This window comes from Pseudomonas sp. WS 5071 (assembly GCF_012985765.1).
Lineage (GTDB): Bacteria > Pseudomonadota > Gammaproteobacteria > Pseudomonadales > Pseudomonadaceae > Aquipseudomonas > Aquipseudomonas lundensis_A.
This window is the reverse complement of sequence record NZ_JAAQWY010000036.1, coordinates 1-21188: the sequence shown is the minus strand read 5'-3', so window position 1 is coordinate 21188 and position 21188 is coordinate 1. Positions and strand designations below refer to the sequence as shown.

Below are 21188 nucleotides of genomic sequence, written 5' to 3'. Positions count from 1 at the left end.
CACTTGCGCACAGCACATATCTGGAGACATTCAATGATCAGCACCTGGCGCGTACAGCAAGCCGCAACCGCCATTCGCGCGGGCGCGGTGATTGCCTATCCCACCGAAGCTGTCTGGGGTTTGGGTTGCGACCCATGGGATGAGGACGCGGTAGAACGGCTGCTGGCCATCAAGTCGAGGCCTGTGGATAAAGGCCTGATTTTGGTTGCCGACAATATTCATCAGTTCGACTTCCTGTTTGAAGACTTCCCGCAGGACTGGCTCGACCGCATGGCCAGCACCTGGCCGGGGCCGAACACCTGGCTGGTGCCGCATCAGGGCTTGTTGCCCGAGTGGATCACTGGCGTGCACGACACCGTGGCGTTGCGCGTGAGCGATCACCCGCTGGTGCGCGAACTGTGTTCATTGGTAGGGCCTGTCGTATCGACGTCAGCCAACCCGGCGGGTTTGCCGGCTGCGCGCACGCGACTGAAGGTGGAGCAGTACTTCCGTGGGCAAATTGACCATGTGTTGGGTGGCAACCTGGGCGGGCGTAAGAATCCGAGCCTGATTCGCGATCTGGCGACCGGCAACGTGGTTCGCCCGGCCTGATTCAAATCGGGGCCGCTGTCGCAGGCTGCGAGGCCTTCGGCAGCGGCAATCGGTTGTTTGAACTCAAGGCACCAGAATGGTCGAGCCGGTTGTGCGGCGCGCTGAGAGTTCGGTTTGTGCCTGAGCGGCATCCTTCAAGGCAAAGCGCTGGCTGATGTCCACCACAATATTGTCGCTGCGGATCATGTCGAACAGCTCGTCCGCCATTTTCTGCAGGTTTTCAGGGGTATTGGCGTAGGACGCCAGTGTTGGCCGGGTCACATACAACGAGCCCTTCTGCGACAAAATCCCCAAATTCACCCCCGTCACGGCACCCGACGCGTTACCGAAGCTGACCATCAAGCCACGCAGTGACAGGCAGTCCAGGGACGTCAGCCAGGTATCTTTACCGACACCGTCATAGACCACGGGGCATTTCTTACCGTCGGTCAGTTCCAGCACGCGTTGGGCCACATCTTCGTGGCTGTAGTCGATGGTTGCCCACGCACCCAGCTTTTTGGCCAATGCCGCTTTTTTCGGAGAACTGACCGTGCCGATCAGCTGTACGCCCAGCGCCTTGGCCCATTGGCAGGCAATCGAACCCACGCCACCGGCTGCCGCGTGGAACAGAATGGTTTCGCCACCCTTGAGTTCATAGGTCTGACGCAACAAGTACTGCACCGTCAGGCCTTTCAGCATTACGGCGGCGGCCTCTTCGCACGAAATGTCGTCGGGCAGCTTCACCACATTTGCGGCGGGTAATACGTGCAACTCGCTGTAAGCCCCCAGCGGGCCGGTGCCGTAGGCCACGCGGTCGCCAACGTTAACGTTGCGTACGTCGCTGCCGATGGCATCCACCACCCCTGCCCCTTCGTTGCCCAGCCCGGATGGGAGCTCGGGCAGCGGGTACAAACCGCCGCGGTAATAGGTGTCGATGAAATTAAGACCGATGGCCTCATTGCGCACCCGCACCTGCTGCGGGCCCGGCTCGGCGGGGGAGTAGTCAACAAACTCAAGCACTTCAGGGCCGCCGTGGGCCCGAAACTGAATACGTTTAGCCATCTGCACTGTCCTCGCTGGGTTCACGAAGGCTACATCCAACGCTTAAGCGTGATCTTCGTCAACTGCGAGGAAGCGGGACGCGGTGTTATGCTAGCGGCCCTTTGCCGCCGGCCCCGCTCTGACGAAGTGCCGCGTAGCTTTGACCTATTCAAGGTGATGTCATGACTACCCGCACCGAGGCTGTGAAAGCCTATCTGCTCGACCTTCAAGACCGTATTTGCAACGCTCTGGAAACCGAAGACGGCGGCACGCGCTTCGTTGAAGACGCCTGGCAGCGTCCGGCAGGTGGCGGCGGTCGTACACGCGTGATCGAAAACGGCCACGTGATCGAAAAAGGTGGCGTCAACTTTTCCCACGTCTTCGGCAGCGGTTTGCCGCCGTCCGCCAGCGCGCATCGCCCTGAACTGGCGGGCCGCGGTTTTGAGGCGCTGGGTGTGTCGCTGGTGATCCACCCGCACAACCCGCATGTGCCGACTTCCCACGCCAACGTGCGCTTTTTCATCGCTGAAAAAGAAGGGGAAGAGCCGGTGTGGTGGTTTGGTGGTGGTTTCGACCTCACGCCCTACTACGCCGTCGAAGAAGACTGCGTGCACTGGCACCGCATTGCCGAGCAGGCCTGCGCGCCGTTTGGCGCCGAGGTGTACCCGCGTTACAAAGCCTGGTGCGACACCTACTTCCACATCAAGCACCGCAACGAGCCGCGTGGCATTGGCGGTCTGTTTTTTGATGACCTGAACGAATGGGATTTCGACACCTGTTTCGCCTTCATTCGTGCCATCGGCGACGCGTACATCGACGCCTACCTGCCGATCGTTCAGCGCCGCAAGGCGGATGAATACACAGCGCAGCAGCGCGAGTTTCAAGAGTTTCGCCGTGGCCGCTACGTCGAGTTCAATCTGGTCTACGATCGTGGCACCTTGTTCGGCTTGCAGTCCGGTGGCCGTACCGAGTCGATCCTGATGTCATTGCCGCCGCAGGTGCGCTGGGGCTACGACTGGAAAGCCGAGCCCGGCAGCCCGGAAGCGCGCCTGACCGACTACTTCCTGCAAGACCGAGACTGGCTGGCCAACGCCTGACATTGCCTGAGGAATTTGCCTGATGGACCGTTACGTCGTTTTTGGTAACCCGATTGCCCATAGCAAATCGCCGGTGTTGCACCGCTTGTTTGCCGAGCAAACCGGGCAGGCCATGCAGTACGACACCCTGCTGGCGCCGCTGGATGATTTTCAGGGCTGCGCCACCGCGTTCTTCAAAGAAGGTCGCGGGGCGAATGTGACCGTGCCCTTCAAGGAGCAGGCTTACCAACTGGCCAGCCAACTGAGTGCCCGTGCGCAACGAGCCGGCGCGGTGAACACCCTGAGCAAACTGGCTGATGGCAGTTTGCTGGGCGATAACACCGACGGCGCCGGGCTGGTGCGTGATTTGACGGTCAATGCGGGTTTCGGCCTCAAGGGCAAACGCATCCTCATCCTCGGCGCCGGTGGCGCGGTGCGTGGCGCACTGGAGCCGATTCTGGCGCAAGGCCCGGCCTCAGTGACCATCGCCAACCGCACGGTCGAGAAAGCCGAAGGGCTGGCCGAACTGTTCAGCGACCTTGGCCCCGTGGCGGCCAGTGGGTTTGACTGGTTGCGCGAACCGGTGGATCTGATCATCAACGCGACATCGGCCAGCCTGGCCGGTGAAGTCCCGCCCATTGCCAGCAGCCTGATCGAGCCGGGCAACACCCTGTGCTACGACATGATGTATGGCAAAGAGCCGACGCCGTTTTGCGCGTGGGCCGTCCAACAGGGTGCAGGCCAAGTCATGGACGGGTTAGGGATGCTGGCCGAACAGGCGGCAGAAGCCTTCTTTGTATGGCGCGGCGTGCGCCCCGACACCGCCCCCGCACTGGCTCAATTGCGCAGGTTGCTGGCGCTGTAAAGCGCCCCCACCCTTGGCATCGTCTTCAAGAGGCACTCATGCAACGCATCAAGGGCTATCACGCCCACCTCTATTTTGACGCCACGACCCTCGACCAGGCGCGTGCACTTGCCGAAGAAGCCACGCGCCTTTTCAAGCTGCACATGGGCCGCGTCCACGAAAAACCGGTCGGCCCGCACCCCGACTGGAGCTGCCAGTTGGCATTCGGCCCGGAGTTGATCGGCGTGGTCTTGCCGTGGCTGGCGCTGCATCGCTATGGGCTGGTGGTGTTTCTGCACCCCGAGACGGGAGACGACCTGCTGGACCACACCGAACATGCGATCTGGATGGGGGCGATTCGGCCGCTGGATTTGTCTGTTTTTTGATCAAATGCGCGGGGGGAAGAATTTTTTCTGAATTTTTTTCATCGCTGAAAATCCCTCTTTTTCATCAGTGCCCTCTTCGCGCTGAAAGCCCCTTGTGACAACGGCTGAACGTTGATCATGGCCATGTGTCATACCTTGCCATGCGCTAACGTATTAGACGTGAAGCCGTGGGCAGCGATTAGTTCTAAAAGGCCATCCATGTTTAACTTGAATACGTGTTCAACTTAAAACGGTGGTCCGCTGCCCGCTCACAACAGGAGGCTTACCTTTGCCGAATCCGCTCTTTTTGCTCTCGTTTTACCTCTATAAGGTGCACATCCAATGAGTGTACCCCTGACGTCTGAGACGTCTTCCATTCGCATGAACCCGCCGGTTTTTTACTTCGCGGCGATCTTTATTCTGATCTTTGGGGTGGTGGTGATTGCCATGCCCGCAGCGGCCGGTGAATGGCTGCTGGCAGCACAAAACTGGGCGGCCAATACGGTCGGCTGGTACTACATGCTAGCGATGACCCTGTATCTGATCTTCGTGGTCGTCACCGCCTTGTCCGGCTACGGCAAGATCAAGCTCGGTGCCGACCACGACGAACCTGAGTTCAGTTACCTGTCCTGGGCGGGCATGCTCTTTGCCGCCGGGATCAGCATCACGCTATTTTTCTTCTGCGTGTCCGAACCCCTGACGCACATGCTCAACCCGCCGCAAGGCCCTGCCGGTAACGCCGAGGCGGCGCGTCAGGGTATGCAGTTGCTGTTCTTGCACTGGGGCCTGCACGGCTGGGGTGTGTTTGCCTTTGTCGGTATGGCACTGGCGTACTTTGCGTACCGCCACAACCTGCCGCTGGCGCTGCGCTCGGCGCTTTACCCGCTGATCGGCAAGCGCATCAATGGCCCGATCGGGTATGCCGTGGATGGTTTCGGCATCATCGCCACGGTGTTCGGTTTGGGCGCTGATATGGGCTTTGGGGTGTTGCACCTCAATTCTGGCCTCGACTACCTGTTCGGCATGCCGCACACCCAATGGGTGCAGGTGGGCCTGATCACGCTGATGATGGGCGCTGCCATTTTGGTGGCAATTGCCGGCGTCGATAAAGGCGTGCGGGTGATGTCCGATATCAACATGCTGCTGGCCTGCGCGCTGCTGTTGTTTGTGCTATTTGCCGGGCCGACCCAGCATTTGCTCAACACCCTGGTGCAAAACATCGGTGACTACCTCGGCTCGCTGCCGACCAAGAGTTTCGACGTGTACGCCTACGACAAGCCAAGCGACTGGCTGGGTGGCTGGACCGTCTTTTATTGGGCCTGGTGGATCGCATGGTCGCCGTTTGTGGGCCTGTTCATTGCGCGTATCTCCCGTGGCCGGACCATCCGTGAGTTCGTGTTTGGCGTGCTGCTGATCCCGCTGGGCTTTACCCTGGCCTGGATGTCGATCTTCGGCAACAGCGCCATCGACCAAGTGCTCAACCATGGCATGGTTGCCCTTGGCCAGTCGGCCCTCGACGACCCGTCGCGCACCCTGTACCTGCTGCTGGAAACCTACCCGTGGAGCAAAACCGTGATCGCCGTGACGGTGTTCATCAGTTTTGTGTTCTTCGTGACCTCGGCCGACTCCGGCACGGTGGTGCTGTCCACCCTCTCGGCCCGTGGCGGCAACCCTGACGAAGACGGCCCGAAATGGCTGCGCGTGTTCTGGGGGGCGATGACCGCGCTGGTCACCAGTGCGCTGTTGTTCTCCGGCAGCATCGATGCGCTGAAATCGGCAGTGGTGCTGACCTCGTTGCCGTTCTCGTTGATTCTGTTGCTGATGATGTGGGGCCTGCACAAGGCGTTCTATCTGGAGTCGCAGAAGAAGATCGCGCAAATGCACTCGCTGGCACCGGTCTCGGCTTCGCGCCGCGGGCGTGGCGGCTGGCGTCAGCGCTTGAGCCAGGCCGTGCACTTCCCGTCACGCGACGAGGTGTACCGCTTTATGGACACCACGGTGCGGCCAGCGATTGAAGAAGTAAGCGCCGTGTTCCTTGAGAAAGGGCTTAACGTCGTCACCCAGCCTGACCCGGCCAACGACAACGTGAGCCTGGAAATCGGCCACGGTGACGAACACCCGTTCGTGTACCAGGTGCAGATGCGCGGCTACTTCACCCCATCGTTCGCCCGTGGCGGCATGGGCCCCAAAGAGCTGCGTAACCGCCGTTACTACCGGGCCGAAGTGCACTTGAGTGAAGGCAGCCAGGACTACGACCTGACCGGCTACACCAAAGAGCAAATCATCAACGACATCCTCGACCAGTACGAGCGCCACATGCAGTTCTTGCACCTGGTGCGTTGATCGAGACAAGCCCGCCCGCAATGGGCGGGCTTGTGGTTGGGGCCGCGCTTGACCTCGGCCGGTTCTACGGACCTTTCCCTGACTGTTGTGGGATCAGGCTTGCTCGTGTTTGCCCCCATTGTGATGGCCGTTACGGGCTGCCTATAGTCCGCGCCGTCGCTGAATTTTCAGCGATCAGGTGTGCAAGCCTGTCCCTACCGATTCCAACTTTCCATTTCGCTTGCTAGGCTCCGCGCCTGCACCTGCGTTATGGCGGTTGTGCGCGGGAGACCTCAGGGTCTGCCGGGTGGGTAGGTAACCGGTCTTGCACACCCGCGCACAGCTGCCACCCTCTTTCTGCGTGCAAGCTGATTGAAGTGGCTCCTTCTCTTCAGGAGTTTGAAAAATGCCGCATTACCTTCCGCAAACCGACAACCCTGTCGGCTCCGACGTTCTTCTGATTGATACCCGCGCCTCTGTCTCTGCCCTGCTCTGTTGTGCCGAGCAGCGCTTTCAGGCGGCCAAGAATTTGTTACGCAGTTTGTCCCACTTAAGCGCCGCCAGCAGTGCCCAGCAGGAATTGAACGCGGTGTGTGAGGCGACTGCGCTGTTGTTGCAGGAAGGCTGCGATGTGCTGGGGGTCGTGGTGTTGCGGTCGGACTGAAAGCCCGCGCTCACGCACCCTCTCCCGGCGGGAGAGGGTTGGGATGAGGGGCTTTTGCAGGCGGGCCTCTCTTTAGCCCTCCCGCATACGCCCCCTGCCTCGATTATTTGGCGACCGGGCTGGGTTCCTTCGACTCCTTGATTTTGTACCAGGCCACGTACAGCGCGGGCAGGAACAGCAAGGTCAGCAAGGTGGCAGAGATGATGCCGCCAATCATGGCGTAGGCCATCGGCCCCCAGAACACTTCGCGGGCAATCGGGATCATGCCCAGGCTGGCGGCCGCAGCAGTCAGCAAGATCGGCCGACGACGGTGTTCAGTCGCTTGCACCACGGCGTGCCACGGGTCGTAGCCGTCGCGCTCGAACTGGTCGATCTGCGTCACCAGAATCACCGAGTTACGAATAATGATGCCCACCAGCGCCAGAATCCCCAGGATCGCCACAAAGCCCATAGGCGTTCCGGTCGGCACCAGCGCCAGCACCACGCCGATCAGCCCCAGTGGCGCGACACTGGCCACCAGAAACATCTTCTGCACGCTCTGCAACTGGATCATCAAAAAGGTCGCCATCAAAAACAGCATCAACGGCACCACGTGCGCGATCGGGCCTTGCGCCTTGGCGCTTTGCTCCACTGTGCCACCGGTTTGCAGCGTGTAGCCACGGGGCAGCTCTGCCGCAAATTTGTCGATAGCCGGCTTGAGGTCCGCCACCAGATCGGTCGGTTGCATGCTGCCGCGCACCGACGCTTTGAGGGTCAGGGTCGGGATGCGGTCGCGGCTCCAGATCAGCGGTTGCTCCAGTTCATACCGCACGGAGGCAAAGGCCAGCAATGGAATGGAGGTGCCGCTCGGGGTGGTGATTTGCAGGTTGAGCAGGGTTTCCGGGGAGTCCCGCTCGGTGCCCACCGCCCGGCCGACAATGTTGATCAGGTAAATGTCGTCTTTGACCTGACTGACCGCCGCGCCGCTGACGATGCTGTTCATCACGCGGGCCACGTCTTCGGACGAGAGGCCGTACTGGCGGGCTTTGTCCTGAGCAATGTCGATGCGCAGGACTTTGCCCGGTTCGTTCCAGTTGAAGTTGATTTCACCGACGTTCGGGTTGGCATCGAGCACCGTGGCCAGATCAATCGCGTGTTTGCGCACCTGATCGATGTTCGGGCCACTGACGCGGTATTGCAGCGGCTGACCCACCGGCGGCCCCAGCTCAAGGGTGTGCACGAACGTGCCGACGCCCACAAAGTCGTCGCGCAAGCGTTTCTCCAGGCGAGCCATCAGCGCATCGCGGCTCTCAAGCCCGGTGCTGACGATCACCAGTTGGGCAAAAAACGGGTTTTGCAGTTGCTGGTCCAGCGGCAGGTAGAAACGGATCGCACCCTCGCCGATGTAACTGCTCCAGCGCACGATGTCCGGGTCGCCCTTGAGGGTGTCCTCAAAGCGCTGAGTGACCTTGAGGGTTTCAGCGATGGAGGCGTTTTGCGGCAGGTTCAGGTCCACCAGAATTTCAGGTCGGTCTGACGACGGGAAGAACTGGTTTTGTACCAGGCCCAGGCCGAACACCGACAGCACGAACATCAGCACAGTCGCGCCAATGGTGAGCCACCGATGGCGCATGCACCACAGCAGGCCCGTATCAAACGCATGGGCCAGACGCCCTGGCTTCTCGGGCTTGGGTTTGACCTTGGCGCTGAGGATATGCACGCCCAGCACCGGCGCGAACAACACGGCCACCACCCACGAGACCAGCATCGCGACGGCTATCACCGCGAACAGGGTGAAGGTGTACTCCCCGGCCGAGCTGTTGTTGAGCCCGATAGGCACGAAACCGGCGACCGTCACCAACGTGCCGGTGAGCATCGGGAAAGCCGTGGAGTGGTAGGCAAACGTGGCCGCTTGCTCCTTGCTTTCTCCCATTTCGAGCCGCGTAATCATGACCTCCACGGTAATCATGGCGTCATCCACCAGCAGGCCAAGGGCGATGATCAGCGCACCCAGCGACACCCGCTGCATGGCGATGCCGGTGAACTCCATGAACACAAACACCAGCGCCAGCACCAGCGGGATCGAGATGGCCACCACCAGTCCGGCGCGCAGGCCGAGGCTGATAAAACTCACCCCCAGCACGATAATCACCGCTTCGAACAGCGCACTGGTGAAGCCGCCCACGGCCACTTCAACCACTTGGGCCTGGTCCGACACCATGTGCACGTCCACCCCCAGCGGCAGTTCGGCGGTCAGGTCGTCGATGCGTTGTTGCAGTTCCTGCCCGAACGCCTGAATGTTGCCGCCATCGTTCATGGCGATGGCCAGGCCGATGGCCGGTTTACCGTTGTAGTGGAACATCGGTGAAGCAGGGTCAACATAACCCCGGGTGATTTCGGCAATGTCTGCCAGGCGATAGAACCGGTCATTGACCCGCAGGTTGACGGCTTCGAGGTCTTCAGTGGTGTGGAATTGCCCGGAGGTGCGCACCGACATGCGCTCCGGCCCCGCTTCGATCACCCCGGCGGGGGTCACGGCGTTTTGTGCTTGCAGGCTTTGCAGCACCTGCTGCTGATCCAGCCCCAGCGCAGCGAGTTTGCGGGTCGAGAAATTCAGGTAAAACGTCTCATCCTGCTCGCCAATGGTCATCACCTTGCCGCGATTGGGCACGTCGCGAATCCCGGTGCGCACATGCTCCACGTAATCGCGCAGTTGGCGCATGGTGAAGCCGTCGCCGGTAAAGGCGTAAATGGTGCCGTACACATCACCGAACTCGTCGTCGAACCCCGGGCCTTGAATGCCTTGGGGGAAGTCGCCGCGAATGTCGTCGATTTTCTTGCGCACCTGGTACCAGATCTGCGGAATCGCCTTGGCCTCGGTGGTGTCCTTGAGGAACACGAACACCGTGGATTCACCGGGGCGGGTGTAGCTTTGCACGTAGTCCAGCGAGTCGAGTTCTTCGAGTTTTTTCTCGATCCGGTCCGTGACCTGCAGCATGGTTTCATCGACCGTGGCGCCCGGCCAGCGAGTCTGAATCACCATGGTCTTGATGGCGAAGCTGGGGTCTTCGGCGCGCCCCAGGTTCATGTACGAAAAGATCCCGGCAAGGACCGCGACGAACATCAAATACCAGACAAACGACTGATGCTTCAGGGCCCACTCGGACAGGTTGAACTTCCCATTCATTGCGAGCTTTCCTTATCCAGTCTGACGTTCTGTCCGGGCGTGAGGCTGTTCACCCCGGCAATGACCACTTTGTCGCCGCTCTTGAGGCCGCCGCTCAGCAGCGCCGTGTGCGCGTTACGGCGCAGCACGGTGACCTCATGCGGGCTGACAGTGTGCGAGGGCGTGTCGATGATCCACACGCGGGTTTTGCCGTCGGTTTCTTGCAGGGCGGTGACGGGCAGCTCGAAATGCTCGGCAATCGGACTGCTGACGGTCACGCTGACCGAGCTGCCCAGGCGAAACGCGGGCGGCGTCTGGTCCAGCGTCAGGCGGGTACGCCGGGTGCGGGTGGCGCTGTCGGCCTGCGGGGCGATTTCCCGCACATGGGCGGTGGTTTTCACGTTGGGATCAAGCTGCCCCGCCACTTGGAATTCGATGCCTTTGGGCAACGCCTCGGCCAATGGCCCCGGCAGGTCAATCACGGCTTCCTTGATTTCGGGGCGGGCCAGCGTGACGACCTCTTCACCGATACTGACCACTTGGCCAGCTTCGGCTTTCCAGTCGGTGATGACGGCGTCATGGTCGGCGCGCAGGTTGCAATAACTGAGCTGGTCTTGCGCCTGGTTGACCGCCGCCACGGCCTGTTGCATCGAAGCCGCCGTGGTTTTCAGGTCAGCCTGGGCAGTATCAAGTTGCGCCTGGGCGCCGACGCCGCGGTTGAACAGCTCTTGCTGACGACGGGCATTGGCTTGTGCGTTGATGAGCTGCGCCTGCGCTTTGGCCAGATCGCCTTGCGCGGCGCGCAGTTGGTTTTGCTGATCGGTCGGGTCGAGGTTGGCCAGAATATCGCCCTGTTTCACCACGGCGCCGACGTCGTAATAACGCCGCACAATGCGCCCCGGCACGCGAAAGCCCAAGGTGCTTTCGTAACGCGCTTCGATATTGCCGGCGAAGCGGCCGAAGTGTTCTGTCAGCTGAGGCTCAGCCACCACGTACAGCGCAGGGCGAACCGGTTCCGGGGCTTTTGCTTCGGAGCAACCGACCAGCAGGGCGGCGGCCAATGGCACGATCCAGAAGGGCTTCATAGCTCAATACCTCCGGCCGGGACGGGGGCAATCTCGACCTGCATGCCGGGGTGCAACAATTGGCCGCCTGCGACCACGACGTTCTCTCCGTCCTTGAGGCCTTCGTTGATGATGACGCTGCCGGTCAGATAACGCCCGACTTTCACCCGTTGCAGGCGCACGCTGTTGTTGTCGTCCACGAGCCACACAGCGGGTTCGCTGACGTCTTTGGTCAGTGCCGACCAGGGCAGTTCGATGCTGCGGCTGGGCGGCGGGGTCAGGTTGACGCTGACGATCGAGCCTAAATCCATGCCCTTGGGCAGTTCATCGAGCTGTACCTTGATTTGCAGGGTGCCGCTTTGCGCCGCCACGGTGGGGGTGATTTCCCGAATCTGGCCTTTGACCTTGATCTGCGGATTGCTGAGCAACGTGACCTGCACGGTCGGGTCCTTGGGCGGTTCGATGAACAGGGACTCGTAAACGTTGAACACTGCATCACGGGCGCCGTCGCGGGCCAATGTGAAAATCGGCATGGTGGCTTGCACCACCTGCCCTACTTCGGCCTGTCGCGCCGTAATGACACCCGGTGCTTCGGCTTCGAGGTTGCTGTAACTCAACTGTTCGCGGGCATTGGCCAACTGCGCCTGAGCAGCGGTCAGTGCACTTTGTGCGCTGAGTTGTGCGGCGTTGGCGGCATCGTATTCGCTTTGGCTGGTATAGCCCTTTGGCAGCAGTTTTTGCTGACGGATAAACGCGGCGCGGGTTTGCACCACTTGCGCCTGCTGGGCATTCACGCTGGCCTGCGCCGTGGCGACCTGGATTTTCAAATCTTTGGGGTCCAGGCGCGCCAGCACTTGATGGGCCTGAATATGATCGCCGACGTCTACGCTACGCTCGATAATTTTGCCGCCCACGCGGAAAGAAAGCTGGGTTTCGACCCGCGCCTGAATGTCTCCGCTGAGTTGAATCGGGGGCGCAAATTCGCGCGTGCTCACCTGCTGTACATACACCCGTGGCGACAGAGGCGCTTTGGGGGCTTCTTTACCGCACGCGGTCAGCAATACCACCAGGCTGACGCCCAACATACCCATACTTCGAGGACCAGCCATGCAGGCTCCTTTGCGTGATGCTGATTTAGCTGACGATACGACTGACAGCGTAGAACAGGGTTCAGTGTCTGTCGGACTCTATGTGCGGTGACAGGTAATCATGTCTGTTTCTTTGTAAGAAGTCGCCCATATGAAAGCCACAGGCGTTGGTCAATTAACGCGTTATCCCTCAAAGGGAGCAGACGATGGGGTGGGTCGTTCGAAGGGGGGCGGGACGGCTTGGGGCTGTGCGCAGATTAAAAGGAGCTTCGTCTTATATCTCCGGCTTTCGCCTGGATTTTGGTCAGCTCTTTCAGCACATAAATTTGTCTTGCCTGATTGTTAAAAGATTCCTGAGAAACCTCTAGAGGCGGTGCTGAAGGCTCAGGAGCCCCTGCCGATGAAGACGATCTTGAGACGCTTGCTGACGAGACAGGCGTAGCGCGGTTAGCCACGGGCGATTGGGTTCTTGAGCCCTGTGGGAGGCTTCTAAAAAAGTCGTAGGTTTCAACAAACGCACTATTGGCTCTCGCCTGTCTGGCCTGTTTGCGCATCGCTCTCCAGCCGAACACGTTAGCACCCACGCCTCCTGCTAAACCCAGTGCCGAGAGGCCCAGCATTGACCAAAGCAGTGCGTTACCGTCATCCCCCTCGTCCTTGGATGCTGCCACCTGCCGGCCCACGCCGACGACACTGGCTGTTATTCCCACTGTTGTTCCGACGACTCTCGCCACGGCAGCGACCGAGATTGTATTTTTTTTCAGGTTTTTGAGTGCGCTCCAAAACCCGACACCGGGTATGGCCCCATTGATGCCGCTAGCCACGCCGAGTATTGAGAGTGCGATAGAAAGAATATTGTCCAGGGCTAACCGCCCGCTGGGGTCTACCCGATTCACCGGGTCCCCTTTGCAATAGGCATAGGCGTTGATCCCTCCTGCACTAAACGGGCTTAACCGGTCCGGACTGTTGAAGCGCATGAGCACGGTGTTGTAGGCCCGATGGCCATTGCCTAGCAGATAGTGTCCGGTTGAAGGGTCAGGAAGTTCTCCGTTAAAAGCCAACAGGCTTTGCTGCCCAGGTTGAGCCGTCTGATGCCCATAAGGGCTATACGCCAAAGCACCCTTTTCGCCAGCACTGAGTTCGAGTAACACGCTGCGTTGCTGGTCAGTCACCAGAAGCTGTGCGTCGGCAGCTCTGCGGGTTGCCAGGAGTTGGTTCTGGAACTGAAAGACCGACTGGCGTTGATCGCCCTGCAGCTGTGTACTCAAGCGTTCACGGTTATAAAAGCGCTGCGCAGGTGGCGCTGAGTCAAGTTGGTGGGTGGTCAAGCGATCCAGCGGGTCGTAGCCGTAGTGTGTGCGGGGCATGACCGAGCGCTTCTTTGCCTGAGTTGCAGCAAGCATCACCGTCAAACGGTACGCTGCCTACCTAGCAACTCTGCTAGGTGATGTAACGCGCAATAAAAAACGCCGACGCTGTGCAAGCCGTCGGCGTTTGGGGTGACGCTGCGCGGGTTAAAACGCTGGCAGCACGGCACCGTTGTATTTCTTCTCAATGAACGCTTTGACCTCAGGGCTGGTCAGGGCTTTGGCCAGTTTCTGGATAGCTTCGCTGTTCTTGTTGTCCGGGCGGGCAACCAGGTAATTCACGTAAGGCGAATCAGCCCCTTCAATCACCAAGGCATCTTTAGCCGGGTTCAAGCCTGCTTCCAGTGCGTAGTTGGTGTTGATCATGTCCAGATCGACCTGATCCAGCACGCGGGGCAGCATGGCGGATTCAAGCTCTTTGAACTTGAAATTGTGCGGGTTTTTGGCGATGTCCTTGGGGGTCGAGACGGCATTTGCAGGGTCTTTGAGTTCGATCAAACCGGCCTTCTGCAACAGGATCAACGCACGGCCGCTGTTGCTGCCTTCGTTGGGGATCGCGATGGTTGCACCGTCTTTGAGTTCGGCCAGCGATTTAACTTTCTTCGAGTAACCCCCAAACGGTTCAACGTGAACGCCGATCACGGTTTCAAGGTGAGTGCCTTTACCTTTGTTGAAGCTCTCCAAGTACGGCAGGGTCTGGAAATAGTTGGCGTCCAGACGTTTCTGATCGACCTGCACGTTGGGTTGCACGTAGTCGGTGAAGACTTTGATGTCCAGGTCCACGCCTTCTTTGGCGAGGGCCGGTTTGATCAGCTCAAGGATTTCGGCGTGGGGAACGGGGGTCGCAGCGACCACCAGTTTCTCGCCAGCCTGCGCCAGGCCTGCCGTCAAAGCAGCCGCCAATGCGGTAAACAACAGAACCTTTTTCATGCAATGCCCCTACGTACGTGGCCGTTCGAATGACGGCTTGATTTGGATGACGGAGCTGACAATACCGAGATTCTTTATTCCCTAATAATAATTTTTAATCGCTTGCTTATATCTATTAGTTATTTAAAGACGTTCTCAGGCCCTACAACAGGGCTTTGAGCGCTGCCAGCTCTTGCTCGGTCGCGCCTCTGATGAACAATTCGATCTGACTCAGCGCATCCGGCAGGTTCAAATGCTCGGGCTGGATCTCATCGCCCGTGCTCACCAGCAACGCAAAATGGATCACGTTCTCCAGCTCGCGGGTGTTGCCGGGCCAACTGTGGCGTTCGAGTACCTGTTGCGCGCTGTCGCTGATAAAAGGCACGGGCAGGCTCAGACGCTGGCTGTAGACCCCCAAAAAGTATTCAGCCAGCGACAAAATATCCCCCGGGCGTTCGCGCAAGGCCGGCAAGTCCAGTCGCCCTTCGCTCAAATAGTGATACAGCCGTTCATGGAACTTGCCCGCCGCGACCGCCTGCGCCAGGTCAATGCTGGTGGCCGCCACCAGCCGCACATCCACCGGGTTGGGCTGATGGGCACCCACGCGGGTAACTTCGTGGTTTTCCAGCGCGGCCAGTAATTTGATTTGAATCGCCAGCGGCAAATCCCCGATCTCGTCCAGGTACAACGTGCCGCCGTTGGCCGACCCGAACCACCCCGCCCGGCTGCTGGCAGAACTGCTGTGGGCTCCGGCTGCGTAGCCAAACAGCTCAGCGTCGGCATAGGTGGGGCTGATCGCGCCGCAGTTTACCGACACAAATAACCCCGTACGGTCGCTGGCGCGATGAATGTGGCGGGCCAGCAGTTCCTTGCCGGTGCCGGTCTCGCCACGGATCAGTACTGGCAGTGAACGAGGCGCCAACAGTTCGAGGTCGCTGCGCAATTGGCGTGAGCGCGGGTCGACAAACACCAGCGCCTTGGCGCGAATGCTCAGTGGGCTTTTTTCAGCGTCAGGAAACGTCAGCAGTGGCTGACCGAAAGTTTCATGCAGGCTCATGGCAGGCTCCCGCCCGCCGCCGGAGGGTGGGCGCGGGCGTTACAGAAAAATCATGCGCGGCGCAGGGCGTCGTGCTCTATGCGGGTTTGCAGGCGATACAAAAAAGCGAAACCTTGCTCCCAGCGCTGATGCCCGGACTTGACGTTGATGTGTCCGGCGCCGCTGATGATTCCGATCTCCGCGCCCCATTGGCGGGCAAATTCCATTGCCCTGGAGGCGCTCACGGCCGGGTCGTTATCAGAACTGACGATCTGGCTCGGGAACGGCAAACGCTGTGCCGGAATCGGTGCAAAGTTACGCAGGGCGGGCGCACAGGCAGGGCGTTCGACATCGGCCGGCGCCACCAGCAGCGCGCCCCGTACTTGGCTTAACAGACTGGCAGGTGCCCGTTCGGCCCAATGCGCCACGGTGATGCACCCCAGGCTGTGAGCAATCAGAATCACCGGTGTGTTATCAGCGGCAATCGCTTCGGCCAGTGCGGCGATCCAGTCTTCGCGACGTGGCGTCAGCCAATCAGCCTGTTCCACACGGGCACCGTTGGGCAGGCTGTTCTGCCAGTGGGTTTGCCAATGATCGTCGGCCGAACCTTGCCAGCCCGGCACTATCAAATAGCGAATCGACTCGTTGCCCATGGGTGTGCGCCTCCAGCTTGGGTGTGTTACCGGGTCAGTATAGGGATGGCTTTTAGATTCGCTAAGGAATAAGAAGCTATTTATTAATAACTAAAAGAACTTAACAAGGACCCTCACTCGCGACACTGAGCCGTAATTCACCCCGTCACTGGCCGTAATTAAGTACTTTTGGCCGTCTGCGCGGGTGTCACGGGGTGCCTACACTGGGGGTCATCGTTAATCCCAAAGGCTGCGCCATGAAAACCCTCGTCGAGCACCTGAGCCAGTACGCGGCGTATCACCGCGATGCGCGAAATATCCTGACCCACTTCGTCGGCATTCCGCTGATCGTGATTGCCGTGGCGACGTTGTTGTCACGCCCGCAGTGGGCCGCAATTTCGCCCGCGTTGGTGTTGATGGTGGCCAGCGCGGTGTTTTATTTGCGACTTGAGTTACGGCTCGGGCTGTTGATGACGCTATTGCTGGGGTTGGCCGTGTGGCTCGGGTATGCGCTGGCGGCCCTGAGCACGGGGCTGTGGCTGGGCTGGGGCGTCGGGTTGTTTGTGCTGGGGTGGGTCATTCAGTTTGTGGGGCATTACTACGAAGGTCGAAAACCGGCGTTCATCGATGACGTGACCGGGCTGATCGTGGGGCCGCTGTTTGTCGTGGTGGAGCTGGGTTTTTTGCTGGGCTGGCGCAAGGATTTGCAGCAGGCGATCGAACGAAGCAGTCGCTGACGCATTGAGCGGGTGTTTGGTACCCGGGCATCTGCGGCAGCGACGACCCCGTTGCGGGGCTTATCTGAACGCCTGATGCAGTTGCGCCAGGGTTTGAAAGTGGTAGGTGGGCGCGAACGCGCTCAGCTCTTCGAAACTGCCGAACCCATACCCCACCGCGGCGGCATCCAGGCCGTTGTCGCGGGCGCCGATCAGGTCATGCTTGCGGTCGCCGATCATCAAGGTCTGCGCCGGGTCGAGCCCTTGCTCGCTCATCAAGTGGCGGATCAGCTCGACTTTATTGGTGCGTGTGCCGTCCAGCTCGCTGCCGTAAATCACCTTGAAGTGCCGGGCGAAGTCAAAGTGCCGGGCGATTTCGCGGGCGTACACCTGTGGCTTGGAGGTGGCGATAAACAGCTGTCGACCTTGACTGACCAGCTCTTCCAGCAGCGGCGTCACCCCTTCGAATACGTGGTTTTCATACAGCCCGGTCACGGCAAACCGTTCGCGGTAATAACCCATGGCTTCCCAGGCCTTGGCCTCGTCAAAGCCATACGTGGCCATGAACGCTTGCAGCAAGGGCGGGCCAATGAAGTGTTCCAGCGTGCGCACGTCAGGTTCGTCGATGCCCATTTTGCTCAGGCCGTACTGAATCGAGCGCGTAATACCCTCACGCGGGTCGGTCAACGTGCCGTCGAGGTCAAACAATACGTTTTGGTAATGCATGCAGGGCTCCTAAGCCGTGATCGTGGAGAGGCTCAAACGGGCTGGTGGTAGCCTTCGGCCAAGTGTTGGTCCTTGAGTTTGACGTAGTTGCCAGCGCTGTATGTGAAGAAGGCCTGTTCCTTGTCGTTCAGCGCGCGCACTGGCCTGACCGGGCTGCCAACGTACAGGAACCCGCTGGCCAGGCGCTTGCCGGGCGGCACCAGGCTGCCTGCGCCAACGATTACATCGTCTTCAATGACGGCTCCGTCCATCACGATGCTGCCCATGCCGATTAACACGCGGCTGCCCACGGTACAGCCATGCAGCATGACTTTGTGCGCGATGGTTACGTCGTCCCCGATCAGCAACGGGTAACCCTCGGGGTTGAACGGCCCGGCGTGTGTGATGTGCAGCACGCAACCGTCCTGCACGCTGGTGCGCGCGCCAATACGGATGCGGTGCATGTCGCCGCGAATCACGGTCAATGGCCAGACGGAGCTGTCGGCGCCGATCTCTACATCGCCGATCACAACGGCTGAACGGTCAACGAAGGCGCGTTCGCCCAATGCGGGGGTGTGCTGCTGGAACGGACGGATGGACACAAATAGCTTCCTTCTTTAGCAGTAATAGGGCGTCACAGGGCTGCGGTCTGCGGCGATTGTAATTAAGATGGCCCAATGTTTCTTCCAGCCAAGGTGCTTAACGTGAGCGAGAACAACCCTCTATTGCAGCCCTACGACCTGCCGCCGTTCTCGGCGATCCGTCCTGAGCACGTGCAGCCGGCCATCGAGCAGATCCTCGCTGACAACCGCGCCGGCATCGAAAAAATTCTTCAAGAACAGGGCCGTAACCCAACTTGGGAAGGTCTGGTGCTGGCCATGGATGAGCTGAACGACCGACTGGGCGCAGCCTGGAGCCCGGTCAGCCATTTAAATGCCGTGTGCAACAGCGCTGAGCTGCGTGCTGCTTACGAGGCATGCTTGCCAGCCTTGAGTGCGTATTCGACTGAAATGGGTCAGAACCGCGCACTGTTCCAAGCGTTCGAAGCCCTCGCGCATAGCCCGCAAGTGGCAACGTTCGATCAGGCGCAACTGACCATTCTGGAGCATTCGCTGCGCGACTTCCGTCTGTCGGGTATCGACCTGCCGCTCGACAAGCAAAAGCGCTATGCGGAGGTGCAGAGCAAGCTGTCCGAGCTGGGCAGCACATTCTCCAACCAACTGCTGGACGCCACGCAAGCCTGGACCAAGCACATCACGGACGAAGCCGCTCTGGCGGGCCTGACCGAGTCGGCCAAGGCGCAAATGGCCGCAGCTGCTCAAGCCAAAGGGCTGGACGGCTGGCTGATTACGCTCGAATTCCCGAGCTATTACCCGATCATGACGTACGCCGAAGACCGCGCGCTGCGCGAAGAAGTCTACGCGGCGTACTGCACCCGTGCGTCGGATCAAGGCCCGAATGCCGGTACGTTCGATAACGGCCCGGTGATGGAAGAAATCCTCGACCTGCGCCAGGAGCTGGCGCAGTTGTTGGGCTTCGGCAGTTTTGCCGAGCTGAGCCTTGCCACCAAAATGGCCGAGACGCCGGACCAGGTACTGACCTTCCTGCGTGATCTGGCCAAGCGCAGCAAGCCGTTTGCCGCGCGTGACCTGGAGCAACTGCAAGCGTACGCCGCCGAGCAAGGTTGCCCGCAATTGAAAAGCTGGGACACCGGGTTCTTCGGTGAGAAGCTGCGCGAGCAGCGCTACAGCGTGTCCCAGGAAACCTTGCGCGCGTATTTCCCGATCGACAAAGTGCTCAAGGGCCTGTTTGACATCGTGCATACCCTGTACGGCATCGAGATCGTTGAGCTCAAAGGCTTCGACACTTGGCACCCGGACGTTCGGCTGTTTGAAATCAAGGAAAACGGCCAGCATGTCGGGCGTTTCTTCTTTGACTTGTACGCCCGCGCCAACAAGCGTGGTGGTGCGTGGATGGACGGCGCCCGCGACCGTCGTCGCACGGCAGCAGGTGTATTGCAAAGCCCGGTGGCGAACCTGGTGTGCAACTTCACCCCGGCAGTGGCGGGCAAGCCTGCCCTGCTGACGCACGACGAAGTGACCACCCTCTTCCATGAATTCGGTCACGGTTTGCACCACATGCTGACCGAGATCGAACACTCCGGCGTGTCCGGTATCAATGGCGTGGCATGGGATGCGGTCGAGCTGCCCAGTCAGTTCATGGAAAACTGGTGCTGGGAGCCTGAGGGCCTGGCCCTGATTTCCGGCCACTACGAAACCGGCGAAGCCTTGCCGCAAGACCTGCTGCAGAAAATGCTCGCCGCCAAGAATTTCCAGTCCGGGCTGATGATGGTTCGCCAGCTGGAGTTCTCGCTGTTTGACTTTGAATTGCACGCCACCCACGGTGACGGCCGCAGCGTGGCACAAGTGCTCGATGGCATCCGTGACGAGGTCTCGGTTATGCGTCCACCGGCGTACAACCGCTTTCCGAACAGCTTTGCACACATCTTCGCAGGCGGTTATGCCGCGGGTTACTACAGCTACAAGTGGGCGGAAGTGCTGTCGGCGGACGCGTTCTCGCGTTTTGAAGAAGAAGGCGTGTTCAACCCGCACACCGGCAAGGCGTTCCGTCAGGCGATTCTGGCCCGCGGTGGTTCCAAAGCGCCGATGGAGCTGTTCAAGGATTTCCGTGGCCGTGAGCCATCGATTGACGCGCTGTTGCGTCACAGCGGCCTGACCGAGGACTCGGCAGCATGAGCGATGCACCCGTGATCAAAACCAAAAAACGCTTTATCGCCGGGGCTGTATGCCCGGCGTGCAGCGAGCCTGACAAATTGATGATGTGGAATGAAAACGACGTGCCGCACCGTGAATGCGTGGCCTGCGGTTATTCGGACACATTGAATGAACAGGGCCTGTCGGTACCCAAGGAGTTGGGAACGCGGGTTAATACATCGGCGTTGAATAAAGCGCCTGACCCCAAGGTGCAGGCGGTGCAGTTCTTTCCCAATCCGAAGCTGAAAAAGCCTTAACACCCCAAGCCCTGTGGTCGCCAAAAGCTAATGCGGGGCGACCACAGGGGCGGCTTTTAGGCGGTGAAGAAGTAGCGCGTCAGGTGAAAGAAGATCGGTGCCGCGAAGCAAACCGAGTCCATCCTGTCGAGCATTCCGCCGTGCCCTTTGATGAGCGTGCCCCAATCTTTGGCACTCAGGCTGCGCTTGATTGCTGACATCACCAGCCCTCCCACAAAACCCATCACAACGATCACAAATGCCATCAGCAGTGATTGCCAGAAGCTGAAGGGCGTCATCCAAAACATCCCCCCGCCAATAAGGGTCGCCGCCAGACCGCCGCCCACCAGGCCCTCAACGGTTTTTGAGGGGCTTACCAGGGGGGCGACTTTATGTTTGCCGAAGAGCTTTCCAAACACGTACTGCAGGACATCACTCATCTGCACAACAAAGACCATATAGAACAGCAGCAGAGCGTTCTGTCCCTGGAATCCCTCCAGCTCCAGCATTGTATGGACCGGGGACATAGCGAACACAATGTTCGGAGACATCGCGAACACTTTTAATAGGACACATTGACCCCTTAGGAGGTGTGATGTGTCCTGGAAAGAGGTGTCCGCCATGGATCTTCGTC

General features: G+C 59.8%; 19 protein-coding genes and 1 pseudogene. 9 read left to right on the top strand and 11 right to left on the bottom strand.

The features are described from left to right. Positions 1-33 precede the first annotated feature (33 nt). Positions 34-591 (top strand): L-threonylcarbamoyladenylate synthase type 1 TsaC, encoded by a 558-nt coding sequence (tsaC, locus tag HBN61_RS19530; RefSeq protein ID WP_094994932.1) that lies wholly within the window; start codon positions 34-36, stop codon positions 589-591. Positions 592-654: 63 nt separating this feature from the next. Here tsaC and HBN61_RS19525 read toward each other — a convergent pair whose 3' ends face one another. Continuing rightward, positions 655-1632 (bottom strand): NADPH:quinone reductase, encoded by a 978-nt coding sequence (locus HBN61_RS19525; RefSeq protein WP_094994931.1) that lies wholly within the window; start codon positions 1630-1632, stop codon positions 655-657. Positions 1633-1793: 161 nt separating this feature from the next. On the opposite strand from HBN61_RS19525, the gene hemF reads away from it, so the two are divergent. The 5 genes from hemF to HBN61_RS19500 all read left to right on the top strand — a co-directional run bounded on the left by hemF (position 1794) and on the right by HBN61_RS19500 (position 6882). Next, on the top strand, positions 1794-2708 hold the full coding sequence (gene hemF, locus HBN61_RS19520; protein WP_169962449.1) for an oxygen-dependent coproporphyrinogen oxidase: 915 nt from the start codon (positions 1794-1796) through the stop codon (positions 2706-2708). A gap of 22 nt (positions 2709-2730) precedes the next feature. Beyond that, complete coding sequence (aroE, locus tag HBN61_RS19515; RefSeq protein ID WP_170047665.1) at positions 2731-3552, top strand: shikimate dehydrogenase; 822 nt, start codon at positions 2731-2733, stop codon at positions 3550-3552. A 38-nt stretch (positions 3553-3590) separates the two neighbouring features. Beyond that, positions 3591-3917, top strand: a complete 327-nt coding sequence (locus HBN61_RS19510) for a DOPA 4,5-dioxygenase family protein (RefSeq protein WP_170047663.1) — start codon at positions 3591-3593, stop codon at positions 3915-3917. Positions 3918-4238: 321 nt separating this feature from the next. Further along, entirely contained in the window at positions 4239-6239 is a 2001-nt protein-coding gene (gene betT, locus HBN61_RS19505) for a choline transporter BetT (protein WP_170047661.1), read from the top strand. Positions 6240-6624: 385 nt separating this feature from the next. Further along, complete coding sequence (locus tag HBN61_RS19500) at positions 6625-6882, top strand: hypothetical protein (RefSeq protein ID WP_169962447.1); 258 nt, start codon at positions 6625-6627, stop codon at positions 6880-6882. A gap of 103 nt (positions 6883-6985) precedes the next feature. On the opposite strand, the gene HBN61_RS19495 is transcribed toward HBN61_RS19500, so the two are convergent. From HBN61_RS19495 to HBN61_RS19465, 7 genes are all read right to left on the bottom strand, one after another. Then, positions 6986-10048: an efflux RND transporter permease subunit gene (locus HBN61_RS19495; RefSeq protein ID WP_170047659.1), complete on the bottom strand. Its 3063-nt coding sequence runs from the start codon at positions 10046-10048 to the stop codon at positions 6986-6988. Next, entirely contained in the window at positions 10045-11112 is a 1068-nt protein-coding gene (locus tag HBN61_RS19490; protein ID WP_170047657.1) for an efflux RND transporter periplasmic adaptor subunit, read from the bottom strand. Before HBN61_RS19490 ends, HBN61_RS19495 begins: the two co-directional genes overlap by 4 nt. Continuing rightward, positions 11109-12200 carry an efflux RND transporter periplasmic adaptor subunit gene (locus HBN61_RS19485; RefSeq protein WP_094994923.1) on the bottom strand — a complete coding sequence of 364 codons (1092 nt, stop codon included), beginning with the start codon at positions 12198-12200 and terminating at the stop codon, positions 11109-11111. The genes HBN61_RS19490 and HBN61_RS19485 overlap by 4 nt, the downstream gene beginning before the upstream one ends. A 236-nt stretch (positions 12201-12436) precedes the next feature. Beyond that, a complete protein-coding gene (locus tag HBN61_RS19480) occupies positions 12437-13582 on the bottom strand; it encodes an RHS repeat-associated core domain-containing protein (protein ID WP_170047684.1) in 1146 nt (381 codons plus the stop codon). Between the two features lie 111 nt (positions 13583-13693). Beyond that, positions 13694-14476: a MetQ/NlpA family ABC transporter substrate-binding protein gene (locus tag HBN61_RS19475; RefSeq protein WP_094991877.1), complete on the bottom strand. Its 783-nt coding sequence runs from the start codon at positions 14474-14476 to the stop codon at positions 13694-13696. Between the two features lie 142 nt (positions 14477-14618). Beyond that, positions 14619-15512: a sigma 54-interacting transcriptional regulator gene (locus HBN61_RS19470; RefSeq protein ID WP_170047655.1), complete on the bottom strand. Its 894-nt coding sequence runs from the start codon at positions 15510-15512 to the stop codon at positions 14619-14621. 50 nt (positions 15513-15562) lie between these two features. Beyond that, on the bottom strand, positions 15563-16144 hold the full coding sequence (locus HBN61_RS19465; RefSeq protein WP_169962435.1) for an alpha/beta hydrolase: 582 nt from the start codon (positions 16142-16144) through the stop codon (positions 15563-15565). A gap of 236 nt (positions 16145-16380) precedes the next feature. Between HBN61_RS19465 and HBN61_RS19460 the strand changes: the two genes are divergently transcribed. Further along, positions 16381-16860: an Mpo1 family 2-hydroxy fatty acid dioxygenase gene (locus HBN61_RS19460; protein ID WP_094991874.1), complete on the top strand. Its 480-nt coding sequence runs from the start codon at positions 16381-16383 to the stop codon at positions 16858-16860. Positions 16861-16920: 60 nt separating this feature from the next. Here HBN61_RS19460 and HBN61_RS19455 read toward each other — a convergent pair whose 3' ends face one another. After that, positions 16921-17565 carry an HAD family hydrolase gene (locus HBN61_RS19455; protein ID WP_094991873.1) on the bottom strand — a complete coding sequence of 215 codons (645 nt, stop codon included), beginning with the start codon at positions 17563-17565 and terminating at the stop codon, positions 16921-16923. 32 nt (positions 17566-17597) lie between these two features. Beyond that, positions 17598-18146: a gamma carbonic anhydrase family protein gene (locus tag HBN61_RS19450; protein WP_170047653.1), complete on the bottom strand. Its 549-nt coding sequence runs from the start codon at positions 18144-18146 to the stop codon at positions 17598-17600. 102 nt (positions 18147-18248) lie between these two features. Here HBN61_RS19450 and prlC point away from each other — a divergent pair, with 102 nt between their 5' ends. Next, positions 18249-20300, top strand: coding sequence for an oligopeptidase A (gene prlC, locus HBN61_RS19445; protein WP_094991888.1), 2052 nt, complete (start codon positions 18249-18251; stop codon positions 20298-20300). Continuing rightward, positions 20297-20575: a YheV family putative zinc ribbon protein gene (locus tag HBN61_RS19440; protein WP_094991871.1), complete on the top strand. Its 279-nt coding sequence runs from the start codon at positions 20297-20299 to the stop codon at positions 20573-20575. The genes prlC and HBN61_RS19440 overlap by 4 nt, the downstream gene beginning before the upstream one ends. Before the next feature lie 56 nt (positions 20576-20631). Here the strand turns inward: HBN61_RS19440 and HBN61_RS19435 are convergent. Then, positions 20632-21078: pseudogene (locus tag HBN61_RS19435) on the bottom strand (phosphatidate cytidylyltransferase); the annotation flags it as partial. Between the last annotated feature and the right edge of the window lie 110 nt (positions 21079-21188).

Bases quoted from the DNA above. Each gene is read 5' to 3' on its own strand.
- HBN61_RS19440 (WP_094991871.1), top strand. From the start codon at position 20,297: ATGAGCGATGCACCCGTGATCAAAACCAAAAAACGCTTTATCGCCGGG.
- HBN61_RS19510 (WP_170047663.1), top strand. From the start codon at position 3,591: ATGCAACGCATCAAGGGCTATCACGCCCACCTCTATTTTGACGCCACG.
- HBN61_RS19525 (WP_094994931.1), bottom strand. From the start codon at position 1,632: ATGGCTAAACGTATTCAGTTTCGGGCCCACGGCGGCCCTGAAGTGCTT.
- HBN61_RS19455 (WP_094991873.1), bottom strand. From the start codon at position 17,565: ATGCATTACCAAAACGTATTGTTTGACCTCGACGGCACGTTGACCGAC.
- HBN61_RS19465 (WP_169962435.1), bottom strand. From the start codon at position 16,144: ATGGGCAACGAGTCGATTCGCTATTTGATAGTGCCGGGCTGGCAAGGT.
- HBN61_RS19485 (WP_094994923.1), bottom strand. From the start codon at position 12,200: ATGGCTGGTCCTCGAAGTATGGGTATGTTGGGCGTCAGCCTGGTGGTA.
- HBN61_RS19475 (WP_094991877.1), bottom strand. From the start codon at position 14,476: ATGAAAAAGGTTCTGTTGTTTACCGCATTGGCGGCTGCTTTGACGGCA.
- HBN61_RS19470 (WP_170047655.1), bottom strand. From the start codon at position 15,512: ATGAGCCTGCATGAAACTTTCGGTCAGCCACTGCTGACGTTTCCTGAC.
- betT (WP_170047661.1), top strand. From the start codon at position 4,239: ATGAGTGTACCCCTGACGTCTGAGACGTCTTCCATTCGCATGAACCCG.
- HBN61_RS19500 (WP_169962447.1), top strand. From the start codon at position 6,625: ATGCCGCATTACCTTCCGCAAACCGACAACCCTGTCGGCTCCGACGTT.
- hemF (WP_169962449.1), top strand. From the start codon at position 1,794: ATGACTACCCGCACCGAGGCTGTGAAAGCCTATCTGCTCGACCTTCAA.
- HBN61_RS19495 (WP_170047659.1), bottom strand. From the start codon at position 10,048: ATGAATGGGAAGTTCAACCTGTCCGAGTGGGCCCTGAAGCATCAGTCG.
- aroE (WP_170047665.1), top strand. From the start codon at position 2,731: ATGGACCGTTACGTCGTTTTTGGTAACCCGATTGCCCATAGCAAATCG.
- HBN61_RS19480 (WP_170047684.1), bottom strand. From the start codon at position 13,582: ATGCTTGCTGCAACTCAGGCAAAGAAGCGCTCGGTCATGCCCCGCACA.
- tsaC (WP_094994932.1), top strand. From the start codon at position 34: ATGATCAGCACCTGGCGCGTACAGCAAGCCGCAACCGCCATTCGCGCG.
- HBN61_RS19490 (WP_170047657.1), bottom strand. From the start codon at position 11,112: ATGAAGCCCTTCTGGATCGTGCCATTGGCCGCCGCCCTGCTGGTCGGT.
- HBN61_RS19460 (WP_094991874.1), top strand. From the start codon at position 16,381: ATGAAAACCCTCGTCGAGCACCTGAGCCAGTACGCGGCGTATCACCGC.